14 protein-coding genes are annotated in these 16,034 nt (G+C 38.8%); 11 read left to right on the top strand and 3 right to left on the bottom strand.

Features of this window, described 5'->3' with window-relative positions; genetic code table 11:
• Positions 1-15 precede the first annotated feature (15 nt).
• The 9 genes from purS (at position 16) to ATZ35_RS14435 (ending at position 9,778) form a co-directional block, all read left to right on the top strand.
• Entirely contained in the window at positions 16-264 is a 249-nt protein-coding gene (gene purS, locus ATZ35_RS14475; protein ID WP_208927857.1) for a phosphoribosylformylglycinamidine synthase subunit PurS, read from the top strand.
• Position 265: 1 nt separating this feature from the next.
• The gene (gene purQ, locus ATZ35_RS14470; RefSeq protein ID WP_208927856.1) at positions 266-949 is read left to right on the top strand and encodes a phosphoribosylformylglycinamidine synthase subunit PurQ; all 684 of its coding nucleotides are present in this window, start codon (positions 266-268) and stop codon (positions 947-949) included.
• Positions 946-3,168 carry a phosphoribosylformylglycinamidine synthase subunit PurL gene (gene purL / locus ATZ35_RS14465; RefSeq protein WP_208927855.1) on the top strand — a complete coding sequence of 741 codons (2,223 nt, stop codon included), beginning with the start codon at positions 946-948 and terminating at the stop codon, positions 3,166-3,168. Before purQ ends, purL begins: the two co-directional genes overlap by 4 nt.
• The gene (gene purF, locus ATZ35_RS14460) at positions 3,153-4,601 is read left to right on the top strand and encodes an amidophosphoribosyltransferase (RefSeq protein ID WP_208927854.1); all 1,449 of its coding nucleotides are present in this window, start codon (positions 3,153-3,155) and stop codon (positions 4,599-4,601) included. Before purL ends, purF begins: the two co-directional genes overlap by 16 nt.
• Before the next feature lie 32 nt (positions 4,602-4,633).
• Positions 4,634-5,674 carry a phosphoribosylformylglycinamidine cyclo-ligase gene (purM, locus tag ATZ35_RS14455; RefSeq protein WP_208927853.1) on the top strand — a complete coding sequence of 347 codons (1,041 nt, stop codon included), beginning with the start codon at positions 4,634-4,636 and terminating at the stop codon, positions 5,672-5,674.
• A 2-nt stretch (positions 5,675-5,676) separates the two neighbouring features.
• Positions 5,677-6,258, top strand: a complete 582-nt coding sequence (gene purN, locus ATZ35_RS14450; protein WP_208927852.1) for a phosphoribosylglycinamide formyltransferase — start codon at positions 5,677-5,679, stop codon at positions 6,256-6,258.
• Positions 6,258-7,799, top strand: a complete 1,542-nt coding sequence (purH, locus tag ATZ35_RS14445) for a bifunctional phosphoribosylaminoimidazolecarboxamide formyltransferase/IMP cyclohydrolase (protein ID WP_208927851.1) — start codon at positions 6,258-6,260, stop codon at positions 7,797-7,799. Before purN ends, purH begins: the two co-directional genes overlap by 1 nt.
• Before the next feature lie 12 nt (positions 7,800-7,811).
• Positions 7,812-9,086: a phosphoribosylamine--glycine ligase gene (purD, locus tag ATZ35_RS14440; RefSeq protein WP_208927850.1), complete on the top strand. Its 1,275-nt coding sequence runs from the start codon at positions 7,812-7,814 to the stop codon at positions 9,084-9,086.
• Between the two features lie 197 nt (positions 9,087-9,283).
• Positions 9,284-9,778, top strand: coding sequence for a type II toxin-antitoxin system Phd/YefM family antitoxin (locus tag ATZ35_RS14435; RefSeq protein ID WP_208927849.1), 495 nt, complete (start codon positions 9,284-9,286; stop codon positions 9,776-9,778).
• A gap of 90 nt (positions 9,779-9,868) precedes the next feature.
• Here ATZ35_RS14435 and ATZ35_RS14430 read toward each other — a convergent pair whose 3' ends face one another.
• The 3 genes from ATZ35_RS14430 to ATZ35_RS14420 form a co-directional block, all read right to left on the bottom strand.
• On the bottom strand, positions 9,869-10,618 hold the full coding sequence (locus tag ATZ35_RS14430) for a TIGR03915 family putative DNA repair protein (RefSeq protein ID WP_208927848.1): 750 nt from the start codon (positions 10,616-10,618) through the stop codon (positions 9,869-9,871).
• Entirely contained in the window at positions 10,608-11,921 is a 1,314-nt protein-coding gene (locus ATZ35_RS14425; protein WP_208927847.1) for a putative DNA modification/repair radical SAM protein, read from the bottom strand. The genes ATZ35_RS14430 and ATZ35_RS14425 overlap by 11 nt, the downstream gene beginning before the upstream one ends.
• A gap of 145 nt (positions 11,922-12,066) precedes the next feature.
• Positions 12,067-12,876, bottom strand: coding sequence for a Cof-type HAD-IIB family hydrolase (locus ATZ35_RS14420; RefSeq protein WP_208927846.1), 810 nt, complete (start codon positions 12,874-12,876; stop codon positions 12,067-12,069).
• 185 nt (positions 12,877-13,061) lie between these two features.
• On the opposite strand from ATZ35_RS14420, the gene ATZ35_RS14415 reads away from it, so the two are divergent.
• Positions 13,062-13,649 (top strand): DUF1361 domain-containing protein, encoded by a 588-nt coding sequence (locus ATZ35_RS14415; RefSeq protein ID WP_208930503.1) that lies wholly within the window; start codon positions 13,062-13,064, stop codon positions 13,647-13,649.
• A gap of 86 nt (positions 13,650-13,735) precedes the next feature.
• Positions 13,736-16,021 (top strand): 5'-nucleotidase C-terminal domain-containing protein, encoded by a 2,286-nt coding sequence (locus tag ATZ35_RS14410; RefSeq protein WP_208927845.1) that lies wholly within the window; start codon positions 13,736-13,738, stop codon positions 16,019-16,021.
• Positions 16,022-16,034: the final 13 nt, after the last annotated feature.

Here is a 16,034-nt window from a genome sequence, read left to right as displayed (position 1 = left end):
GGAGAGTTCTGCTGTATGTATAATGTTAAAGTTTACGTTACCTATAAAGATTCTGTTTTAGATCCACAAGGTGAAGCTGTCAAAGGAGCAGTCCATCGTCTTGGGTTTGAAGAAATTTCTGAGATTCGGATCGGAAAATATTTTGATATTAAGGTTCATCAAACAGCACAGCCAATCGAAACTGTAATTGAAGCAATCTGCGACAAACTACTTGCTAATGTAAATATGGAAACCTATCGCTATGAAATCATGGAGGAAGTATAAGATGAAGTTTGCGGTAATTGTTTTTCCGGGGTCGAATTGTGATATGGATTTACTATGTGCTGTCAAAGATATCTTGGGCGAAGAGGCTGAATATGTTCGGCATGATGCAGATAGTTTAGCAGGGTTCGATGGTGTTTTGATTCCTGGCGGTTTTTCATATGGAGACTATCTAAGATGCGGTGCGATTGCGCGATTTTCAACAATCATTAGTGAAGTGATTCGCCTAGCCGATGAAGGCAAACCAGTTTTTGGAACATGCAATGGCTTCCAAATTTTAACAGAAGCTGGACTTTTGCCAGGTACCTTACTTCGGAATGAGTCCCTACATTTTATTTGTAAAACGGTTCAACTACAAGTCGTTAATAATCAAACGAACTTTACTTCTGAATATCAACTAGATGAGGTGATTCAATTGCCCGTGGCTCATGGGGAAGGAAACTATTATTGTGATGAAGCGACTCTTGAAACATTAAAAGAAAATCAGCAGATCGTTTTTACCTATGCCTATGACAATCCTAATGGTAGCTTAGAAAATATTGCCGGAATCGTTAATGAGAAGGGCAATGTTTTAGGCATGATGCCTCATCCAGAACGCGCAGTCGAAAGCCTATTAGGCTCAGAGGATGGGTTACGTTTTTTCAAATCAATCGTTAAAAACTATGGAAAGGCTAGGGCAAATGCATGATGAAAGCCAAAGAACCTACAGCGCAAGCCATTAAAAGTGAGCGTATCTATTCAGACTGGGGATTGACGGACGAAGAGTATCGAATGATTGAAGAAGATATTCTAGGTCGCATGCCCAATTATACGGAAACTGGATTATTTTCAGTGATGTGGAGTGAACACTGTTCCTATAAAAATTCAAAGCCGGTTTTAAGAAAATTTCCAACTGAGGGGCCACAAGTTTTACAGGGACCTGGTGAAGGTGCGGGGATCGTTGATATAGGGGATGGTCAGGCAGTCGTATTTAAAGCAGAAAGTCATAATCATCCGTCTGCTATTGAGCCTTATGAAGGAGCCGCAACAGGCGTTGGTGGAATTATCAGAGATATTTTTAGTATGGGGGCTCGGCCGATTGCACTATTAGATTCATTGCGCTTTGGCGAATTGACAAATGAACGGACAAAATACTTGTTGGAAGAAGTGGTTGCTGGTATTAGTGGTTATGGGAATTGTATCGGTATTCCAACAGTTGGTGGAGAAGTCGCCTTTGATCCATGTTACGAAGGGAATCCGCTAGTCAATGCGATGTGTGTCGGTTTGATTGATCATAAGGATATCCAAAAAGGTCAAGCTAAGGGAGTAGGCAATGCGATCATGTATGTCGGAGCGAAAACAGGACGCGATGGCATTCACGGGGCAACGTTTGCTTCTGAAGAATTTGTTGAAGGGGAAGAGCAACAACGTTCAGCAGTTCAAGTTGGTGATCCTTTTATGGAAAAACTTTTACTGGAAGCCTGTTTGGAATTGATATTGGAACATGCAGATATTTTAGTCGGAATTCAAGATATGGGCGCGGCTGGTCTGGTTTCTTCTAGTGCAGAAATGGCTTCAAAAGCGGGTTCGGGTTTGATTTTAGATTTGGATAATGTGCCGCAAAGGGAAACAGGAATGACACCATATGAAATGATGTTGTCAGAATCACAAGAGCGGATGTTGATTTGTGTTGAGAAAGGACATGAAGCCGAAGTAATCGAACTTTTTCAAAAGTACGAATTAGACGCTGTAACGATTGGTAAAGTAACGGATGATGGCTTGTATCGTTTAAATCATCGTGGCATAGAAGTAGCTAATCTACCCGTTGACGCTTTAGCTGAAGATGCTCCAGTTTATAATAAGGAACGTGTAGAACCAGCAAGGATCAAAACTTTTGCATCTTTAGCAGATTTCCAACCCGAAATAAACGATGGAGCACAAACGTTATTACAACTACTGCAGCAACCTACAATTGCTTCTAAAAAAATGATCTACGAGACGTATGATTCACAGGTTAGAACGAATACCGTCGTTTTGCCAGGAAGTGATGCAGCGGTATTACGGGTTCGTGGTACGCAAAAAGCGTTAGCTATGACAACCGATTGCAATGCACGGTATCTTTATCTAAATCCGGAAATTGGTGGGCAGATCGCAGTAGCAGAAGCTGCTAGAAATATTGTCGCAAGTGGCGGGCAACCTCTAGCAATCACAGATTGCCTAAATTATGGTTCACCGGATAAACCAGAAGGCTTTTGGGAGCTTTGGACTTCAGCCGATGGGATTGCAAAGGCTTGTGAGGTTTTAGCAACACCCGTGATTTCTGGAAATGTTTCTTTATACAATGAAACAAATGGTAAGGCGATTTATCCAACACCTGTCATTGGAATGGTAGGTCTGATTGAAGATTTAGCACACATTACGACGCAAGAATTTAAAGCAGTTGATGATTTAATTTATGTTTTAGGTGAAACAAAAGCCGATTTTAACGGCAGTGAGCTACAAAAAATGACATTAGGTTTAATAGAAGGAAAAATAATGGATTTTGACTTGTTTCAAGAAAAAGAAATCCAGCAATTAGTGTTAGCTGCCATTAAAGCAGGATTGATCGAAAGTGCCCACGATTGTTCGGAAGGTGGATTAGGTGTAGCTTTAGCAGAGGCTGCTTTTAAACAGGGTTTCGGGCTTGAAGTTAAGTTAAAGATGCCTTTGTCATTTCTATTTTCAGAATCTCAATCAAGATTTGTCCTATCGATCAAACCAGAAAAACAAGCTGCGTTTGAAGCTACGATGGACGGAAAAGCCCACCTTGTTGGGAAAGTAACAGATAATGGAGTACTTAAAATTGAAACGCAGGATCAATCAATCGAAGTCTTGACGCAAACAGCCAAAGAGTTGTGGGAGGAAGCAATTCCATGTCTTATGAAGTAAAAAGCTTAAATGAGGAATGTGGTATTTTTGGTATTTGGGGACACCCAGATGCAGCTCGAGTGACCTATTTTGGTTTGCATAGCTTACAGCATCGAGGGCAAGAAGGAGCTGGTATTGTCTCTAATCAAGATGGTAGGCTAAATGGCTATCGAGGACTAGGGTTGTTATCAGAAGTGTTTAAAGATGATCGATCTTTAGCCTCTTTAAGTGGTCATGCCGCAATCGGCCATGTTCGCTATGCTACAGCTGGTAATGGCAGTGTCGATAATATCCAACCATTTTTATTCAAATTTTATGATGGTGCTTGTGGCTTAGCTCATAACGGTAATTTAACCAATGCAAAAAGCTTGAGAAAAGAGTTAGAGCAAAATGGTGCGATCTTTCATTCAAATTCTGATACGGAAATCTTGATGCATTTGATTCGACGTAGTAAACAACCAACATTTATCGATCAGCTAAAAGAAAGTTTACAGACTGTTAAAGGTGGATTTGCTTATCTTTTGATGACTGAAACTGCGATGATAGCGGCTCTTGATCCAAATGCATTTCGACCATTGTCTATTGGTCAAATGAAAAATGGTGCTTATGTCGTCACAAGTGAAACCTGCGCTCTAGAAGTGATCGGTGCTACTTTTGTTCGAGATGTAGGACCGGGAGAATTGATCATTATTGATGATTCTGGGTACAAAATAGAACAGTATACGCAAGAAACGCAATATTCGATTTGCTCAATGGAATACATTTACTTTGCAAGACCTGATTCAAATATTGCAGGAGTAAATGTCCATACTGCACGTAAAAATATGGGGAAACGTTTAGCGCAAGAAGCGCCAGTTGAAGCAGATATGGTAGTAGGAGTCCCGAATTCTTCGCTTTCTGCTGCAAGTGGTTATGCGGAAGCAAGTGGTATTCCTTATGAAATGGGCTTAGTGAAAAATCAATATATCGCGCGAACCTTCATCCAACCTACTCAAGAATTGCGAGAACAAGGGGTCAGAATGAAGCTGTCAGCAGTTCGTGGTGTTGTCGAAGGAAAACGAGTGATCATGGTAGATGATTCAATCGTGCGGGGCACAACTAGTCGTCGGATTGTTCAATTACTTAAAGATGCTGGGGCAAAAGAAGTTCATGTCCGCATTGCGTCACCTCCATTAAGATTTCCTTGTTTTTATGGGATCGATATTCAAACAAGGAAAGAATTGATTGCGGCCAACCATTCTGTTTCTGAAATAGAACAGCTGATCAAAGCTGATTCGTTAGGCTTTTTAAGTGAGCAAGGACTGATTGATTCAATTGGGTTGAATTATGATGCACCTTATTCTGGACTTTGTATGGCTTATTTTAATGGCGATTATCCAACGCCGTTATATGATTATGAAATGAACTATCAAGCATCATTAAAAGAGAAAAACAGTTTTGCCACATTAAATTGAAGAGTAGAAAATGATTGTAGGAGGAACCATAAATGGGAAATGCCTATACAAAAGCAGGCGTTGATGTTGAAGCAGGCTATGAAGTCGTGGAAAGAATCAAGAAACATGTGAAACGAACCGAACGAATCGGTGTGATGGGGGCGTTAGGTGGTTTTGGTGGTTGTTTTGATTTAAGTGCGGTGGAAGTGAAGGAGCCTGTCTTGGTCTCGGGGACAGATGGTGTGGGAACCAAATTAATGGTGGCGATTCAAGAAAACAAACATGATACGATTGGGATCGATTGTGTGGCGATGTGCGTGAATGATATTGTTGCACAAGGTGCTGAGCCGCTTTATTTTTTAGATTATATTGCGACTGGAAAAAATCGACCAGAAAGATTAGAACAAGTGGTAGCAGGTGTCGCCGAAGGATGCCTTCAAGCGGGTGCTGCTTTGATTGGCGGTGAAACTGCTGAAATGCCTGGCATGTATGGTGAAAATGATTATGACCTAGCAGGATTTGCTGTAGGCATCGCTGAAAAACGGCAATTGATTACAGGTGAAAACATTCGAGAAGGAGACGTTCTTCTTGGCTTATCTTCAAGCGGGATTCATTCAAACGGGTATTCACTCGTGCGGGAAATTTTCTTTAAAACCCATCAATTTACTGGAGAAAGTCTAATTCCGGAGTTAAATGAAAAGCCTTTGGGTTCGGTACTTTTAACGCCAACAAAAATTTATGTTAAGTCAATACTGCCACTAATAAAACAGGAATTAGTGAATGGTATTGCTCATATTACTGGTGGTGGTTTTGTTGAAAATATCCCTAGAATGCTTCCAGAAAATCTATCAGCTGAGTTACAGCTTGGCAGCTGGCCCGTGCTACCCATTTTTACAACGTTGGAAAAATATGGTCAGATCCCAACAATGGAGATGTATGAAATTTTCAATATGGGAATTGGGATGGTTTTAGCTGTTTCGCCTGAAAAAGTTAGTGTTGTTCAAACGATTTTAAATGAACTAGATGAGTCAAGTCATATTATTGGAAAAATCACTAAAAAAGCGAAACAAGCTGTTGTTTTTAAAGAGGTGTAAAGATGAAGTTAGCGATATTTGCCTCAGGTAATGGGAGTAATTTTCAAGCAATCGCTGAAGCTGTAGCAGCTGGAGAAATCGAGGCAGAAATCACTTTATTATTTTGTGACAAAAAAGATGCTTATGTTGTTCAGCGAGCAAGAGCCATGTCGATTCCAGTGATTTCATTTGCACCGAAAGATTTTGAGTCAAAAGCCATGTATGAAGCAGAGATTCTTCATTTACTTGAGGAAGAACAAATAGATTTGGTCGTTTTAGCAGGCTATATGAGAATCATTGGACCGACTTTGTTAGAAGTTTTTTCAAAGCGAATGATCAATATTCATCCATCGTTATTACCTGAATTCCCTGGTTTACACGGAATCAGAGATGCCTTTCTTGCAGAAGTGCCAGAAACGGGTGTAACAATTCATTATGTCGATGACGGTGTTGATACTGGTCCAATTATAGCGCAAGAAAAAGTCAGGATCACTTCTTTTGACACCCTTGATTCTTTAGAAAAAAAAATCCATACTATAGAGCATAAGCTATTTCCCAGTGTTTTGGCCCAACTTATTAAAACCCAGCAAGGAGAGAGTCATTGATGATAAAGAAAAGAGCGTTGATCAGTGTTTCAGATAAAGCAGGTGTCATTGCATTTGCTAAAGGATTGGTGGAACAAGGTGTTGAGATTATTTCGACAGGTGGGACCAAAGCGGTGCTTGAGCAAGCCGGGGTTTCAACAATCGGTATTGAAGAAATAACAGATTTCCCCGAGATGATGGATGGGCGTGTAAAAACATTACATCCAAAGATTCATGGTGGTTTATTAGGTCGCCGTGATCTGAGTCATCACATGGAAGCGATGGAAGCGCATGGCATTCAGCCAATCGATTTTGTTTGTGTAAATCTTTATCCATTTAAAGAAACAATTTTGAAAGAAGATGTAACACGAGAAGAAGCGATTGAAAATATTGATATTGGTGGACCAAGCATGTTAAGAAGTGCTGCAAAAAATCATCAATTTGTGACGGTGGTCGTAGATCCAAAAGATTATGAACAAGTCTTACTAGAGCTTTCTGAAAATGGCGAAACAACCCTCGCGACAAGACAAAAGCTGGCAGCAAAAGTGTTTCGTCACACAGCAGCCTATGATGCGTTAATTGCCAATTATTTGACGGAGGCTGTTGGTGAAAAAGAAACTGAAACATTGACCCTTACGTATGAGTTAAAGCAGGAATTGCGTTATGGCGAAAATAGTCACCAACAAGCGGCTTTTTATCAAAATGCACTACCCGTTTCGTTTTCAATTGCCAGTGCTAAACAACTTCACGGTAAAGAATTATCTTATAATAATATTAAAGATGCTGATGCAGCTATTCGCATCTCTAGAGAATTTGATCAACCAGCTGTCGTAGCAGTCAAACATATGAACCCTTGCGGTGTTGGCGTTGGAGAAACAATCAACGAAGCGTATCAATCTGCTTATGAAGCAGATCCAGTTTCGATTTTTGGTGGTATCATTGTGTTGAATCGTGAAGTAGATGTACAAACGGCTGAAAAAATGCATAAATTATTTCTAGAAATTATTATTGCGCCGAGTTTTTCAGACGAAGCCTTTAGTGTTTTAAGTAGCAAAAAGAACCTTCGCTTAATGACATTAGATTTTTCAGCAAAAGATCAAGCTATCGAAAACGAATTTGTTTCAGTTTTAGGTGGATTGCTAGTTCAAAATCAAGATATCGTTCAAGAACAAGCAAAAAACTGGAAAGTAGTAACTAAACGTCAACCAACTAGTGAAGAATTAAAAGCACTAGAATTCGCTTGGAAAACAGTCAAGCATGTAAAAAGCAATGCCATTGTTGTTGCAAATAGTCAGCAAACATTAGGGATCGGAGCAGGACAAATGAATCGCGTTGGGTCGGTTCAAATTGCGATCGATCAAGCTGGGACTAAAGTTGATCAGGCAGTGTTAGCGAGTGATGCTTTTTTCCCAATGAGCGATAGTGTTGAGTATGCAGGTAAGCATGGGATAAAAGCAATTATTCAACCAGGTGGCAGTATAAAGGATCAAGAATCGATCGAGATGGCAGATAAATATGGTATTACGATGGTCTTTACTGATAGTAGACACTTTAGACATTAAAAGGAGAATTCAATGGGATTAACGATTTTAGTCATTGGAAGTGGCGGCAGAGAACACACAATTGCGCAAAAGCTGATTCAAAGTCCGAAAGTTACAACCGTATTTTGTGCTATGGGCAATGCTGGAATGAAAAAAGATGGCATTCAAATAGTAGATATTGCAGAAGATGATCACGCGAGCTTAATTCAATTTGCAAAAGAAAATAATGTAGACTGGACATTTGTCGGTCCTGAAATACCATTACTAAATGGTATCGTGGATGATTTTTCAGCTAGTGGTTTAAAGGCATTTGGTCCACTTAAAGCCGCAGCTTTTATCGAAGGTTCTAAAGATTTTGCCAAAACAATCATGAATAAATACAATATACCAACAGCAGCCCATCGAACGTTCTTTGATTTTGCGAAAGCTCAAGCCTACGTCCTTGAACAAGGAGCACCAATTGTTATTAAAGCGGATGGTTTAGCAGCTGGCAAAGGCGTTGTAGTAGCTGAGACAGTCGAAGTAGCCATTGAAGCTTTAAAAGAGATGCTGGAAGAAAATAAGTTTGGTTCAAGTGGTGCCAAAGTTGTCATTGAAGAGTTTTTAGCTGGAGAAGAATTTTCTTTATTGGCTTTTGTTCGAAATCAAGAAGTTTATCCGATGGTGATTGCTCAAGATCATAAACGAGCCTATGAAAATGATCTTGGTCCGAACACGGGCGGGATGGGCGCTTATAGCCCTGTACCACAAATTTCTGATGAGTTAGTTGCAGAAGCAATTGCAACGATTCTAAAACCGACAGCCCAAGGGATGGTAGCTGAAGGCAGAGCATTTACAGGGATTTTATATGCTGGCTTGATTGCTACCCAGACGGGACCAAAGGTGATTGAATTTAACGCTCGTTTTGGTGATCCAGAAACCCAGGTTGTCCTACAACGTTTAGAAAGCGATTTTGCCCAAGTCATCGATGATTTAGTAAATGGTAAGCAACCAAATATTAAATGGAAACAAACAGGATACAGTTTAGGTGTAGTAGTCGCAGCAAATGGCTATCCTAATCAGTATGAAAAAAATCATCTGATTCCTGATTTTTCCACTATTGAAACGGAACAAGTTTATTATGCAGGAGTAAAAGAAGAAGGCGGTCAGCTCATTTCAAATGGCGGACGAATTTACCTTGTTGAAGCTAGCGGAGAAACCTTGAAGCAAGCACAAGAGGCAGTATACAAGGTTTTGGATACAGTTGATACTACGGGGACCTTTTATCGGGATGACATTGGATTCAAAGGGATCAATCCAGCAGGTTAAGGTGGCAATTGGAAGATACTGACTTTTTTACACTGTATATTCGGTTTTTAAGTGACATTATTAAAACTCTTTGAGCTTTAGTAACGTTACTTCTTTTTTGTTACCTAAAATTCACCTAACTAAAAGAGCAACAATCGCAAAATGCCCTTCACACTAAAATTCTGTATGATATAATCATCTGGAAGGGAAGTTGAACAATGAAAAATAAAGTGAAAAAAGACATAGCATTTTCAGTTACAGATGTGAAGCAATCTCCTATGACGATTTTTGAAACAGCAAAAGAAACGAATTCCGGCGTGTATATTTATAATAGAAAAAAAGTTGCTGGTGTCATGTTGAGTGTTGAACAATACGAAGCATTGATCAAGAAAAAAAAAGCTGAACAAGGTCAAGAGGTAAAAATCTCAGAATTAAATCAAGAGATCCGTCAAAAAATTGCTTTTGGGTCCCTAATATCTTCTAAAAATCTAGATGATCAATTAGTTTCACTAGGCTTTATTACTCGGAAAATCGAAGTAGACGACTATAGTGAAATGATGAATGAATTGAATGAAACTGGAAAAATCGAGTATCAGTTACAGAAAAAAGAAGACCGGACCAATATTTTTGCTGAGGTGATTGGAGAACAAAGTAATCAATCCCATTTATCAGATAAAATAATTGTGAAAAAAATTCATCTTAGAATGAATTAAATGGCTGATCAATCTTATTAGATGAGGTGGGCTTTGAATATGACTCGCAGAGTTATGTCCAAAGCCCACCTCATTTTTTTTAATACTAGATTAATTGAAATCAACCATATGATGACGATAGCGTTTAGGTAAATGTGACAACTGAGCTCGTTCGTTTTTTCGTTCTTGAATGGTAATGGCTTGTAGGAACGAACGCCAATAATCTTGGATTTCTTGTTCACTCTCTTTTGTATGAAAAGTTGGAGGCTCACTGTTTTCAATGAAACTAATTTCTCCATGTTCAATAATACCAAGTAAACGATGTGTTTCGTCATAGATCATAATCATTTCTTGCGGATATCGTTTGGCAAAATGGGGACATAGGTAAGGCAATGAAAAATGTTTTGGCGCAATCGTGCTATAAAGTAGCTCTCCTATGTATTCAAAACGAATAAATCCTGTGAACAAGTGAACTTCACCAAAAAGAGACTTTAAGGCATTTTGTAAGGCTAAAATAGATGGATGTCCAAGATGATTTAACAGCAAGTCTTTTGATTCTAAAGCAATTTGAATCGCATCAAGTAAAAATCGTTCTTTTTCTTTTAAGGAACAATAAAACCCATCAATAATAAACTGACTATTTTCTTGTCTCAAGCGAGTAAGTAGCCGTTTGTACATTTTATGAGCCAAAGCTGTATCGGTTGAGATCCAATGACTGAGAAACAAACTTTCAACAGCAGTATCCGGGGTTAAAATAATTTCTGGGAACTGTCTTTTTTTAAAAGCATGATAGACAATTGTTAAAAATCCATGAAAACTGCCGTCATACTCCCAAACTTCAGTTGTTTCTTCAATTTGCATAACGAGCTTCCTTTCGTTTCGTTGTTTCAAACCGTTCTACGTCAAATAAAGTGAGTTGTTCTTGCCTTGACTGGCTATTGACCTGTTTTAATGTTTCGTATTGGCGAGATGAAATTAGGGAAGCGATGACCCATTCAGGATCATGAATAAGCCCAGCCTGGCGAGCACCGTTACAGCTGACGAAATATTGTGCTCGTTTAATCACGACACCTAATTTTTTTAAATCAGAGAGATGCAATTGATAATATTTCCGCGCTTTTAGAATATTAAGAGCACTTTTAGGACCGATTCCAGGAATCCGTAGCAATTGGTCATATGAGGCTGTTTGGACATCAATCGGAAATTGCTCATAATGCTGAACGGCCCAATTGGCTTTGGGATCAAGATATAAATTAAAATTTGGTTTATCTTCAGACAAGATTTCATCTGCAGAAAATCGGTAGAAACGCAGGAGCCAGTCCGCTTGATACAGACGGTGCTCTCGTAATAAAGGTGGGTCAGTTGTGATTGCTGGTAATAAGGAATCTTGATTTACCGGAATGTACGCTGAGTAATAGACTCTTTTTAATTCGTATTTTTGATAAAGAGTTTCCGCAATTTTGACAATAGCATGATCACTTTCTGGTGATGCCCCAATAATCATCTGAGTGGATTGACCTGCGGGGACAAAGCTTGCTTGTTTTCTTAAAGCTGGAACTTGAGCTAATTCATGTTTTTTCTGTGTGATTTGTTTCATTGGCTTGTATAAGGCAAATGGCTCCTTATCCGGTGCTAACAGTTTCAAACTTTCTCTTGAGGGTAGCTCTACATTAATGCTCATTCGATCGGCCAAATACCCTAATTCTTCAATTAGCTTTTCATCTGCTCCAGGAATTGCTTTGACATGGATGTAACCTTTAAAGCCTTTTTCGTAACGCAAAATCTTTAACGTTTTGATTAATAATTCACTTGTGTAATCAACATTTTTAATGATAGCCGAACTTAAGAAAAGCCCTTCAATATAGTTACGCATATAAAAATCCATGGTTAAGTCTGCAACCTCTTGTGGCGTAAAGGTTGCTCTGGGAATCGTATTGGATTTTCTATTGATACAGTAATGACAGTCAAAAATACATGCGTTTGTGAAAAGTAGTTTCAAAAGTGAAACACAACGTCCGTCACTTGTGAAAGAATGGCAAATACCGGCGGCTGAAGTGCTACCTACAGTTCCGTTTCGTGTATTATCAGTAACACCACTACTTGAGCATGAAACATCATATTTTGCAGATTCAGCAAGAATCTCTATTTTTTTAGCTAGCTCCATTTTAACCCTCTTTTCTAATTCGCAATCGAACGTATGTTCTTATTTTAGCAAGAGAGTTAAATTTTGTCAAAGATGTAAAAAATAGGCTGTCAACCAAAAGTGATTTTCACTTTTGGTTGACAGCCTAAATGCAAATAAATAGCTACTATTTTTTTATATCTAAATATCGTTCTAAATAATCGGCTAAGCCATCTTCATCATTGGTTTTCTCAGTGATATCATTGGCTACGGACTTGATTTGATCAGTGGCATTTTTCATTGCAACGCCCCAACCAACATAATCCAACATCTCTTCATCATTATGTTCATCACCAAATGCGATAATGTCTGAACGCTTCACGTCTAGGTATTTAGCAACTTGTTCCACGCCTTTTGCTTTTTGGATACCTTTAGAAACGATCTCTAAAATAGGTGTTGGTCCGCCCCAAGTTCGGACATCAACATAATCACCATATTGCTTCATCAAAGAATCTGAGACAAGTGCAGCCTGATCTTTTGATGTCCGAACCATCATAGAAGTCGGATCGGTAATTAAATTTTTAGCAGTCAATAGGTTGTTTTCGGTTGCTTCTGATGCAAAAAAAGCTGAATCGAAGTAATCTAAACTATCAATATAAAACGTTTCTTTATTTTCTGCAGCAACAAAATCAAGATTTAACGCTTTCTTTTGAGCTAAAATATCAAATACTAAATCTCGCTGGATCCCAGTTTCCAATTCATCTGCCCATTGTTTTTCAGGCATATGAACGAGAGCGCCATTGAAATTGACCATTGGTGTAGCTAGGCCTAATTGGCGGTAAAATTGACCGCTCATTCGATAAGGACGACCAGTGACTATGCTGACATAATGACCATGCGCCATCGCATTTTTTAAAGCTTTTTCAGTTGTTGCACTAATTAAAGATTGTGCATTTAACGTTGTACCATCTAAGTCGATTGCAATTAATTTTTTCAAAATCGTTCCTCCCGGAAAGTTTTCTTTAACTAAGTCTAGCATAAAATAGCAGAATGACAAGTTTTCAAGAAAATGTTTGAAAATAAATTCTTTGTGATACACTAAATGAAAAAAGGGCGGTGAAATACTTGGTTCAAACGTATCGTTGGTCAATTCGGATCGTAACTCTCTTTTATTGTGTGTATATGCTATTTTTTGCTAAAATGTACCATTTCATGGCTTTGAATGTTTTGTTGGCTTATATTCCGCTTGAAATTAGTTTTCATTTTAAACAAGTAGGAAGGCGAATGTTTCTCCTTTTAGGCTCGTTTTGGCTATTATTTTATCCAAATGCACCTTATTTATTTACGGACTTTTTTCATTTAGAACGGTTATCGATCTATCAAGGAATGAATCAGATATTTGGTCAGTCGCTTTCTGATTGGTTATCTTTTAGTTTATTGACGATTGGAATTTGTGTTTATGGATTTTTAGGGATGGCGACCGTTATTACAGTAATTAATGAAAGTTTTCAAAGAAATATCTTAAAGAAAAAATGGCAAGGGCTACTTTTGATTGTGTTGATCAATTTCTTGTCTAGTTTAGCTATTTTTGTTGGACGATTTGATCGCTTGCACAGTGTTCATTTATTTACAAAACCGGTCCAAACCATCCAACTTATTTTTTTTGATTGGTCGGTTAATAAAGTCTTGTTTGTTCTATTACTTACAATGATGCAGCTTATTTTACTTGCTTCGATTGCTGGATTAAAAGGGTTGGAGCTGATAGAATAGCAAGAAAAGTCGTATTGACAGTGTGTGAGGAAATTGTTACTCTTTAACTAAGTATGTTTGGAAATAATCGAAGAGGAGTTATAAATATGAAAAAGTGGCAAAGCTCTTTGTTAACTATTTTATTTACTATTGGGGGAATTAGCAGTGGCGTGGCCTTGGTTGACAATGTTGCTAATGCGGAAACAATCAACGGAGCAGTTGATCAGAAGGGAACGCTTGAACAGCCGTTGGCAGAGGGGAACATTCCCATTCAAATTTTAGGGATCAATGATTTTCACGGTGCCTTGAATACAACGGGTTCTTTTTTTGATGATGAAGGAAAGAAAACAGCGAATGCTGGGACGGCGCCTTTATTAGCCGGTTATTTGAATCAAGCGCAGGAACAATTTAAAAACGCTAACAAAAATGCTCAAACAGTGCGTGTTCATGCTGGTGATATGGTCGGGGCAAGTCCTGCAAGCTCGGGGCTGCTTCAAGATGAACCAACGATTAAAGTGTTGAATCAAATGGATTTTGCGGTTGGGACTATTGGAAATCACGAATTTGATGAAGGGCTCCAAGAATTTAATCGCATCATGATTGGTGAAAAACCGCTTAATGATCCATATGGTATTTTAGCTGCATATCCAAGAGAAGCCTCAAAAACTGAAATCGTGATTGGTAATGTTGTCAAAAAAGGAACGGAAGAAATTCCTTTTGGCTGGAAACCCTATACAGTCAAAGAGGTTGGAACAGCAACGAATAAAGTAAAAGTTGGTTTTATCGGGGTGGTTACATCTGAAATTCCTAACTTAGTTTTAAAAGAACATTATGAAGCATATGACTTTTTAGATGAAGCTGAAACTATTGCTTATTACTCCAATATATTACAAGCAGAAGGTGTGAATGCGATCGTAGTCTTGGCTCATATCCCTGCAACAAGTAAGGCGGATAAAGTGAATGGAGAAGCCGCAGAAATCATGGCGTCAGTGGATAAACTTTATCCAGAGAATAGTGTAGATGCTTTTTTTGCAGCACATAACCATCAATATACCAACGGTGTTGTGAATAAGACGAGAGTGGTTCAGTCTACAGCGCAAGGAAAAGGATATATTGATCTGCAAGGGACGCTCGATCCAAAAACCAATGATTTTGTGGAGACACCTAAAGCCAAAGTTCTACCAGTTGATCCAGCAGCTAAGGATGTACCAAAAGTTGATTCAAAGGTTGAAGCAACTGTGAAAGATGCTGAAGCACGTGTGGCACAGGTGACGAACAAAAAAATTGGGACAGCAAAAGAAACAGGTGGAATCACTCGAGAAGTCAACGACTCGAAAGAATCTCCTCTTGGTAATTTGATTACGGATGGACAAGTTGCAATGGCGAAAATCCAAGGGATCGATGCTGATTTTGCAATGACGAACAACGGTGGCATTCGTGCTGATTTAGCGGTTGAAGCGAATCGTGATATTACGTGGGGAGCAGCTCAAGCCGTACAACCATTTGGTAATATTATGCAGGTGGTTGAGATGACCGGTGCCCAAATTGAACAAGTGTTAAACGAACAATATGATGAAGAAGAACGCTACTTTTTACAAATTTCTGGATTAAGTTATACGTATACTGCAACAACAGATAAGAATCAACCATTCAAAGTTCATGAAATGCATAAAAAAGATGGCACGCCAATTCAGGCGGATGCTCCTTATTTAGTTGTCATCAATGACTTTTTATTTGGTGGAGGGGATGGTTTCTCTGGCTTTACTGGAGCGAAGTTGATCAATGCGATTCAACCAGATACCGAAACGTTCATTGGATATATTGAAGGGAAGGAAGCCGCTGGAGAATTAATTGAAGCTTCTGTTGAAAATCGTAAAAAATTAGTGGATCCGACAACACCACCTGATCCAGAAGTTCCAGCTCCAAATGAAGGTGAAGAGAAAATCAAAAAAGCAACGATTTTTGATCCTTTATACGAAGATGATGAACTTTTGAGAGGTGTTACGCTACCAAATGCAACAATTGTACTCTATGATGGCGAAGTTCCTCAAATGAACACAAGAACAGCGGAGCTTCCAGAAGGAGACTTAGTCGGTCAAGCTGATTCACAAGGTCTTATCAAAATGAATGTGACTTCATTAAAAATTAATGGCAAAAAGAAACTAACAGCTGTCGTGCTAGATACAGAAAAAAATCAGGTTGTTTTTCCAATCGAAATTTTACCTAAGAAAGACGTTATCAGCGAAGGGACAAATACCAAAGAGCTTGCTGAGGCAGCTTCTAAAAAAGAATTACCAAAAACGGGAGAACGATCAGAAAACCGTTCAGTTCTATTCGGAGTAATCGCTATTAGCACAAATATTGTTGTGTTGATTAAGAGAAAAATGTTATAAAACAAAAACCTTA

The organism is Enterococcus rotai, assembly GCF_001465345.1.
Lineage (GTDB): Bacteria > Bacillota > Bacilli > Lactobacillales > Enterococcaceae > Enterococcus_L > Enterococcus_L rotai.
Note: the sequence above shows the minus strand (reverse complement) of the source record. Positions and strands in the feature narration are given on the sequence as shown.